Below are 8,009 nucleotides of genomic sequence, written 5' to 3' on the forward strand. Positions count from 1 at the left end.
GATGTTCTCTTCCCGCCCATCCAGCTCTTCAGCACCGGTAGCGCCCCAGGCCTTGAGCTGCTCGATCACGCCACGCACCAGCACCTCAGGGGCCGACGCACCGGCAGTGATGCCGACCCGCGCCGTCTGGTCGAACCAGCCACGCTGCAGGTCCTCGGCACCGTCGATCAGGTAGGCCGGGGTGCCCATGCGCTCGGCCAGCTCGCGCAGGCGGTTGGAGTTGGAGCTGTTCGGGCTGCCGACCACCAGTACCACGTCGCACTCGTCCGCCAGTTGCTTGACTGCGTCCTGGCGGTTCTGGGTGGCGTAGCAGATGTCGTCCTTGCGCGGGCCGCCAATGTTCGGGAAGCGCGCACGCAGGGCGTCGATGACGCGGCTGGTGTCGTCCATCGACAGCGTGGTCTGAGTGACGAACGCCAGGTGGTCCGGGTCCTTCACCTGCAGGTTGGCAACATCCTCCTCGTCTTCGACGAGGTAGATGGCGCCACCGTTGCTGGCGTCGTACTGGCCCATGGTACCTTCGACTTCCGGGTGCCCTTCGTGGCCGATGAGGATGCACTCACGGCCGTCGCGGCTGTACTTGGCCACTTCGATGTGCACCTTGGTCACCAGCGGGCAGGTGGCATCGAACACTTTCAGGCCACGGCCAGCAGCTTCCTGGCGCACGGCCTGGGAAACCCCGTGGGCACTGAAGATGACGATGACATCGTCCGGTACCTGGTCCAGCTCTTCGACGAAGATGGCACCGCGGTTGCGCAGGTCTTCCACCACGAACTTGTTGTGCACCACTTCGTGACGTACATAGATCGGCGGGCCGAAGACTTCCAGCGCGCGGTTGACGATCTCGATCGCCCGGTCGACCCCCGCGCAGAAGCCGCGAGGGTTGGCGAGTTTGATTTGCATGCTCGGCTCCAGGCTTACAGGGCCTTCACCTCGAGGATCTCCACCTCGAAGGTCAGGGTCTTGCCAGCCAATGGGTGATTGAAGTCGATGGTCACCTGGTCGTCATCGAACGCTTTGACCACACCCGGCAGCTCGGTGTTGGCGGCGTCGTTGAAGATGATCAACAGCCCTTCGGACAACTCCATGCCCTCGAACTGGGACCGCGGCATGACTTGTACGTTCTGCGGGTTGGGCTGGCCGAAGGCGTTTTCCGGGGCCACCACCACGGTACGCTTGTCACCGCCCTTGAAGCCGAACAGGGCGTTCTCGAAACCTGGCAACAGGTTGCCATCGCCAACCTTGAAGGTGGCCGGGGCCTTGTCGAACGTGCTGTCGACGGTGTCGCCGTTTTCCAGGTGCAGCGCGAAGTGCAGGGTGACTTCGGTGTTCTGGCCGATACGGGTGTCAGTCATGGACCGGATCCTCGGACTTCTTGCTCTTGAACATATCCAGCGCCAGCATCACCGCACCAACGGTGATGGCGCTGTCGGCCAGGTTGAAGGCCGGGAAGTAATGGCGGTTCTGCCAGTGCACCAGGATGAAGTCGACCACATGGCCGAGCACGACGCGGTCGTACAGGTTGCCGATCGCGCCACCCAGCACCAGCGCCAGCGCCACGGCCAGCCAGGTCTCGTTGCGCCCCAGGCGCTTGAGCCACACCACCAGCACGGCACTGACCACCACGGCGATCAGGGCGAACAGCCAGCGCTGCCAGCCGGAGCTTTCCGCCAGGAAGCTGAACGCCGCGCCGGTGTTGTAGGCCAGGGTCCAGCTGAAGTAGTCAGGGATGACTACAACCTGCTGGTACATGGTCAGGGCATTGTTGAAATACAGCTTGGTGGCCTGGTCGAGGACCAGTACCACCAGGCTCAGCCAAAGCCATGCAAGGCGCCCGAAGCGCCCCGCTGCAGGGTTAGGCATAGTGACGCACCTCGCCCGAGCCGCTCAGGTTGTCGACGCAACGTCCGCAGATTTCCGGGTGCTCCGGGTGGCTGCCGACGTCTGCGCGGAAGTGCCAGCAACGGCCGCACTTGGCGTGGCCGGACTTGACGACCTGCAGCTTGAGGCCTTCGACTTCGGTGGCCACTGCTTCGGCCGGCGCCTGCGCGAACGGCACCACGCTGGCGGCCGAGGTGATCAGCACGAAGCGCAGTTCATCGCCCAGCTTGCCCAGGTCGGCGCTCAGGCCTTCGTCGGCGTACAGGGTGACTTCGGCCTGCAGGTTGCCACCGATGACCTTGGCGGTACGCTGGTTTTCCAGCTCCTTGTTGACCGATGCCTTGACGGCCATCACGCGGTCCCAGTAGGCGCGGTCCAGTTCGGTGCCTTCCGGCAGCTCGCTCAGGCCTTGGTACCAGCCGTTGAGCATTACCGACTCGTTGCGCTCGCCTGGCAGGTACTGCCAGATTTCGTCGGCGGTGAACGCCAGGATCGGCGCGATCCAGCGCACCAGCGCCTCGCTGATGTGGTACAGCGCGGTCTGGCACGAACGCCGGGCGACGCTGTTGGCGCCGGTGGTGTACTGGCGGTCCTTGATGATGTCGAGGTAGAAGCCGCCCAGTTCCTGTACGCAGAAGTTGTGCACCTTGGAGTAGACGTTCCAGAAACGGTACTCGCTGTAGTGCTCTTCCAGCTCGCGTTGCAGCAGCAGGGTGCGGTCTACGGCCCAGCGGTCCAGCGCCAGCATGTCTTCCGGGGCCAGCAGGTCGCGGGCCGGGTCGAAGCCGGACAGGTTGGACAGCAGGAAGCGTGCGGTATTGCGGATACGGCGGTAGGCGTCGGCGCTGCGCTGCAGGATCTGCTCGGAAACGGCCATTTCACCGGAATAGTCGGTAGCGGCAACCCACAGGCGCAGAATATCGGCACCCAGGGTGTTGTTGACCTTCTCCGGCTCGATGGTGTTGCCCAGCGACTTGGACATCTTGCGGCCGTTCTCGTCGACGGTGAAGCCGTGGGTCAGCAGCTCGCGGTACGGCGCGTGGCCGTCGATGGCGCAACCGGTCAGCAAGGACGAGTGGAACCAGCCGCGGTGCTGGTCGGAACCTTCCAGGTACAGGTCGGCACGCGGGCCGGTGGCGTGGCCGATGTCGTGCGAACCACGCAGCACGTGCCAGTGGGTGGTACCCGAGTCGAACCACACGTCCAGGGTGTCGGTGATCTTGTCGTACTGCTCGGCTTCAGCGCCCAGAAGTTCGGCGGCGTCCAGCTTGAACCAAGCCTCGATGCCTTCCTGTTCGACACGCTTGGCCACCGCTTCCATCAGCTCGACGGTGCGTGGGTGCAGCTCGCCGGTCTGCTTGTGCAGGAAGAACGGGATCGGTACACCCCAGTTGCGCTGACGCGAGATGCACCAGTCCGGGCGGTTGGCGATCATCGAATGCAGGCGCGCCTGACCCCAGGCCGGGACGAACTTGGTGTCCTCGATGGCTTTCAGTGCTCGCTCACGCAGCGGCTCGCCGGTGGTCGGCTGCTTGTCCATACCCACGAACCACTGCGCGGTGGCGCGGTAGATCAGTGGGGTCTTGTGGCGCCAGCAGTGCATGTAGCTGTGGCTGATGGTTTCGGTGTGCATAAGCGCACCGACTTCGCTCAGTTTCTCGACGATGGCCGGGTTGGCCTTCCAGATGAACTGGCCGCCGAAGAATGGCAGCGAGTCGATGTACACGCCGTTGCTCTGCACCGGGGTGAGGATGTCGTCGTTGACCATGCCGTAGCGCTTGCAGGTAACGAAGTCGTCTTCACCGTAGGCTGGCGAGGAGTGCACCACGCCGGTACCGGCACCCAGTTCGACATAGTCAGCCAGGTAGACTGGCGACAGGCGGTCGTAGAACGGGTGGCGGAAGTTGATCAGTTCCAGTGCCGAACCCTGGGCGGTAGCGATGACCGAGCCTTCCAGGCTGTAGCGCTTGAGGCACGACTCGACCAGTTCTTCGGCCAGAACCAGCAGGCGCTCCCCGGTGTCGACCAGGGCGTACTTGAACTCCGGATGGATGTTCAGCGCCTGGTTGGCCGGGATGGTCCACGGGGTGGTGGTCCAGATCACGATGGCGGCCGGCTTGGCCAGCGACGCCAGGCCGAAGGCAGCAGCCAGCTTGGCCTCGTCGGCTACCGGGAAGGCAACGTCGATGGTCTGCGATTTCTTGTCGGCGTACTCGACTTCCGCCTCGGCCAGGGCCGAGCCGCAATCGAAGCACCAGTTCACCGGCTTCAGGCCCTTGAACACGAAGCCTTGCTTGACCATCTCGGCCAGGGCGCGGATTTCGCCGGCCTCGTTGGCAAAGTTCATGGTCTTGTACGGGTTGTCCCAGTCACCCAGCACGCCCAGGCGGATGAACTCGGTCTTCTGCCCTTCGATCTGCTCGGCGGCGTACTCGCGGCACAGCTCGCGTGTACGGTCGGCGGACAGGTGCTTGCCGTGAGTGACCTCGACCTTGTGCTCGATCGGCAGGCCATGGCAGTCCCAGCCCGGTACATACGGCGCATCGAAGCCGGCCAGGGTCTTGGAACGGACGATCATGTCCTTGAGGATCTTGTTCAGCGCATGACCGATGTGAATCTTGCCGTTGGCATAGGGCGGGCCGTCGTGCAGGACGAACTTTGGACGATCCTTGCCAATTTCGCGCAGCTTCTGGTACAGGCCAATGCTGTCCCAGCGCTGCAGGATCTGCGGTTCGCGCTGAGGCAGGCCGGCCTTCATGGGGAAGGCGGTGTCCGGAAGGTTAAGCGTGGCTTTGTAGTCGGTCATTTCAGGCTCTTCGTTAGCGGTTGAGCGTGCCAATGTGCACGTGCGGCGGCGATATCCGCATCGATCGCCGACTTCAGCGCCTCCAGGGAGGCGAATCGCTGCTCTTCACGCAGCTTGTGGTGGAACTCCACCGTCAGGCGCCGGCCGTAAAGATCGCCGGCATAGTCCAGCAGATGAATCTCAAGGTGCGGGCGCCCGTCACCGGCAACGGTGGGGCGCACGCCGATGTTGCCGACACCCGGCCAAGCCTTGCCGTCGATTTCGATGCTGGCCAGGTAGACCCCGGACAGCGGCACGCGGCGGCGCTTGAGTTGGATGTTGGCGGTAGGTGTGCCGAGCTGGCGGGCCAGCTTCTGGCCATGCAGCACGCGGCCGGTGATGCGGTATGGGCGGCCCAACAGGTGCTCGGCCAGCTCGAAGTTGCCTTCGGACAGGGCATTGCGCACTTCGGTGCTGCTGACCCGCAGGCCGTCCTGGATCACAGTGTTGGCAGCCTCGACGGTGAAGCCGTACTGCTCGCCGGCCTCGACCAGAAAGGCGAAGTCGCCGGCGCGGTCGCAGCCGAAGCGGAAGTCATCGCCCACTTCGAGGTGACGCACACCCAGGCCGTCGACCAGGATGGCCTTGACGAAGGCATCTGCACTGAGCTTGCTCAGGCGCTGATTGAATGCCAGGCACAGCACCCGGTCGATACCCTCGGCCGCCAGCAGCTCGATCTTGTCGCGCAGGCGCGCCAGGCGGGCCGGCGCGGTATCGGGGGCGAAGTACTCGCGTGGTTGCGGTTCGAAGATCACCACGCAGGTCGGCAGGCCCAAGGCCTGGCCGCGCTCGCGCAGGCGCGCCAGGATCGCCTGGTGGCCGCGGTGAACCCCGTCGAAGTTGCCAATGGTGGCGACACAGCCCCGGTGCTCGGGGCGCAGGTTGTGAAGACCTCGAACCAGCTGCATAACGCGCTTCTTGCTCATAAAGTGGCCGATTATAACCACACCCGGGCGCCGGTGACAGGCAGCAGCGCCCAAGGGCGGCGTGGAATGCGAAAAACCGACGCCTGACCCGCCCGATGCCTTAGTGCAAAGCCTTGCGGGCGAAATGCCGAGGCCGGAAGCCGCACAGGTACAGGCAGCCGAAATAGGTCACGACGCCCGCAAGTACCAGAACCCCAAGGCGCAACAGGCGCTCGAGCATGTTGCCCTGTTCCCAGGCCGGCAGGTAATGCATGCCGGCCAGCAACACCGCCGACATCAGCCCCACCGCCAGCACAAGCTTGAGCAGGAACATCGCCCAGCCTGGCTGCGGCTGGAACAGCTGCTGGCTGCGCAGCTTCCAGAACAGCAGGCCGGCGTTCAGGCAGGCCCCCAGGCTGATCGCCAAGGCCAGGCCGGCATGCGCAAGCGGGCCGATCAGGGCCAGGTTGAACAGTTGGGTGCAGACCAGGGTGAATACCGCGATCTTCACTGGTGTACGGATATTCTGCTGTGCATAGAAGCCGGGTGCCAGTACCTTGACCAGAATGATCGCCAGCAAGCCCACGGAGTAGGCAATCAGCGCTTTCTGGGTCATGGCTGCGTCGACGGCAGTGAACTTGCCGTACTGGAACAGCGCCACGGTCAGTGGCTCGGCGAGGATGGCCAGGGCCAGGGTGCAGGGCAGCACCAGCAGGAAGCACAGGCGCAGGCCCCAGTCGAGGATACGCGAGTACTCCTCGCGGTCCTTGTTGGCGTAGGTCTTGGCCAGGGTAGGCAGCAGAATGGTGCCCAGGGCCACGCCCAGCACGCCGGAAGGCAGCTCCATGAGGCGGTCGGCGTAGTACATCCACGACACCGAACCGGCCACCAGGAAGGAGGCGAAGATGGTGTTGATGATCAGCGAGATCTGGCTCACCGACACCCCGAGGATCGCCGGCAGCATCTGCTTGAGCACCCGCCACACACCGGCATCACGCAAGTTCAGGCGTGGCAGGACGAGCATGCCGATCTTCTTCAGCGCTGGCAGCTGGTACAGCAACTGCGCAAGGCCGCCCGCCAGCACGCCCCACGCCAAGGCCATGATCGGCGGGTCGAAATACGGCGTGAGCAGCACGGCGAAGGCGATCATCGCCACGTTCAGCAGGGTCGGGGTAAAGGCCGGCACCGAGAAACGGTTCCAGGTATTGAGGATCGCTCCGGCCAGGGACGACAGCGAGATCAGCAATATATAAGGAAAAGTCACGCGCAACAGGGCGGTGGTCAGCTCGTATTTCTCGGCGCTGTCGACAAAACCTGGTGCGGTCGCCCACACCACCCACGGCGCCGCCAGGATGCCGATGGCGGTCACCAGCGCCAGAACCAGGGTCAGCAGGCCGCTGACATAGGCGACGAAGGTGCGGGTCGCCTCTTCGCCTTGCTGGGTCTTGTATTCGGCCAGGATTGGCACGAAGGCCTGGGAAAACGCGCCCTCGGCGAAGATGCGCCGCAGCAGGTTGGGCAGCTTGAAGGCGATGAAGAAGGCATCGGTGGCGATGCCGGCACCGAAAACACGCGCCAGGATGGTGTCGCGGACAAAGCCCAGCACCCGCGAAATCATGGTGATCGAGCTTACCGCAGCCAGGGATTTGAGCAGGTTCATCGAAAAGATTCACGCCAAGGGCAGAGGACGCTGCCAGACAGCGTCCGAATGTGCGATACTCCCGCGCCTTCGCAGGGGAGCCAAAAATTCCCGAGTTTACAGGTCGCGCAGCAGAAAGGAATATTTCCCTCTTGTTGGCGCACCGCTCGGCGGAACCTTGCAGGTGGCCTTGACATCCGTTCGACTGATCGGCATGATTCGCGGCCTATTTTGTTTGCTATTTACCTAAAGTCTTTCGAGGAGCTCGACGGTGGCCAACACACCTTCCGCCAAGAAACGTGCAAAACAGGCTGAGAAGCGTCGCAGCCACAACGCCAGCCTGCGTTCCATGGTCCGCACCTACATCAAGAATGTAGTCAAAGCCATCGACGCAAAAGACGCCGAAAAAGCGCAAGCCGCTTACGTTCTGGCTGTGCCTGTAATCGACCGTATGGCCGACAAGGGCATCATCCACAAGCACAAGGCTGCTCGTCACAAAGGCCGTCTGAATGGCCACATCAAGGCGCTGAAAGAAGCTGCAGCTGCCTAAGCGACGTGCTAGTCGAAAAGCCGACCCCAGGGTCGGCTTTTTGTTGCCTGCGATTTGTGCAAGCATCCCGCCCAGTTGATTACGATCGGCTTTTTGTAGGAGCAGCCTTGTGCTGCGAATGGGCTGCAAAGCAGCCCCGACAATGTCCGCTGCCAGCTGAAGCCTGGGGCTGCTACGCAGCCCATCGCC

Annotated in this window: 7 protein-coding genes; 1 reads left to right on the forward strand and 6 read right to left on the reverse strand. The window is 63.4% G+C overall.

All coding sequences use genetic code 11. The features are described 5' to 3' along the window. From ispH to murJ, 6 genes are all read right to left on the reverse strand, one after another. On the reverse strand, positions 1 to 903 hold a 903-nt coding region (ispH, locus tag ACK1U9_RS24210), incomplete at its 3' end, for a 4-hydroxy-3-methylbut-2-enyl diphosphate reductase (protein WP_449110238.1). Positions 904 to 917: 14 nt separating this feature from the next. Further along, positions 918 to 1,355 (reverse strand): FKBP-type peptidyl-prolyl cis-trans isomerase, encoded by a 438-nt coding sequence (gene fkpB / locus ACK1U9_RS24215; RefSeq protein ID WP_003258215.1) that lies wholly within the window; start codon positions 1,353 to 1,355, stop codon positions 918 to 920. Next, positions 1,348 to 1,863 carry a signal peptidase II gene (gene lspA / locus ACK1U9_RS24220; protein ID WP_025337596.1) on the reverse strand — a complete coding sequence of 172 codons (516 nt, stop codon included), beginning with the start codon at positions 1,861 to 1,863 and terminating at the stop codon, positions 1,348 to 1,350. The genes fkpB and lspA overlap by 8 nt, the downstream gene beginning before the upstream one ends. Then, positions 1,856 to 4,687: an isoleucine--tRNA ligase gene (gene ileS, locus ACK1U9_RS24225; protein WP_046617009.1), complete on the reverse strand. Its 2,832-nt coding sequence runs from the start codon at positions 4,685 to 4,687 to the stop codon at positions 1,856 to 1,858. The genes lspA and ileS overlap by 8 nt, the downstream gene beginning before the upstream one ends. Then, positions 4,684 to 5,634 (reverse strand): bifunctional riboflavin kinase/FAD synthetase, encoded by a 951-nt coding sequence (gene ribF / locus ACK1U9_RS24230; RefSeq protein ID WP_046617008.1) that lies wholly within the window; start codon positions 5,632 to 5,634, stop codon positions 4,684 to 4,686. Before ribF ends, ileS begins: the two co-directional genes overlap by 4 nt. A 118-nt stretch (positions 5,635 to 5,752) precedes the next feature. After that, the gene (gene murJ, locus ACK1U9_RS24235) at positions 5,753 to 7,291 is read right to left on the reverse strand and encodes a murein biosynthesis integral membrane protein MurJ (protein ID WP_046617007.1); all 1,539 of its coding nucleotides are present in this window, start codon (positions 7,289 to 7,291) and stop codon (positions 5,753 to 5,755) included. 250 nt (positions 7,292 to 7,541) lie between these two features. Here murJ and rpsT point away from each other — a divergent pair, with 250 nt between their 5' ends. After that, the gene (rpsT, locus tag ACK1U9_RS24240) at positions 7,542 to 7,820 is read left to right on the forward strand and encodes a 30S ribosomal protein S20 (protein WP_449110239.1); all 279 of its coding nucleotides are present in this window, start codon (positions 7,542 to 7,544) and stop codon (positions 7,818 to 7,820) included. The last annotated feature ends 189 nt before the right edge of the window (positions 7,821 to 8,009 follow it).

This window comes from Pseudomonas sp. XP1 (assembly GCF_053557675.1).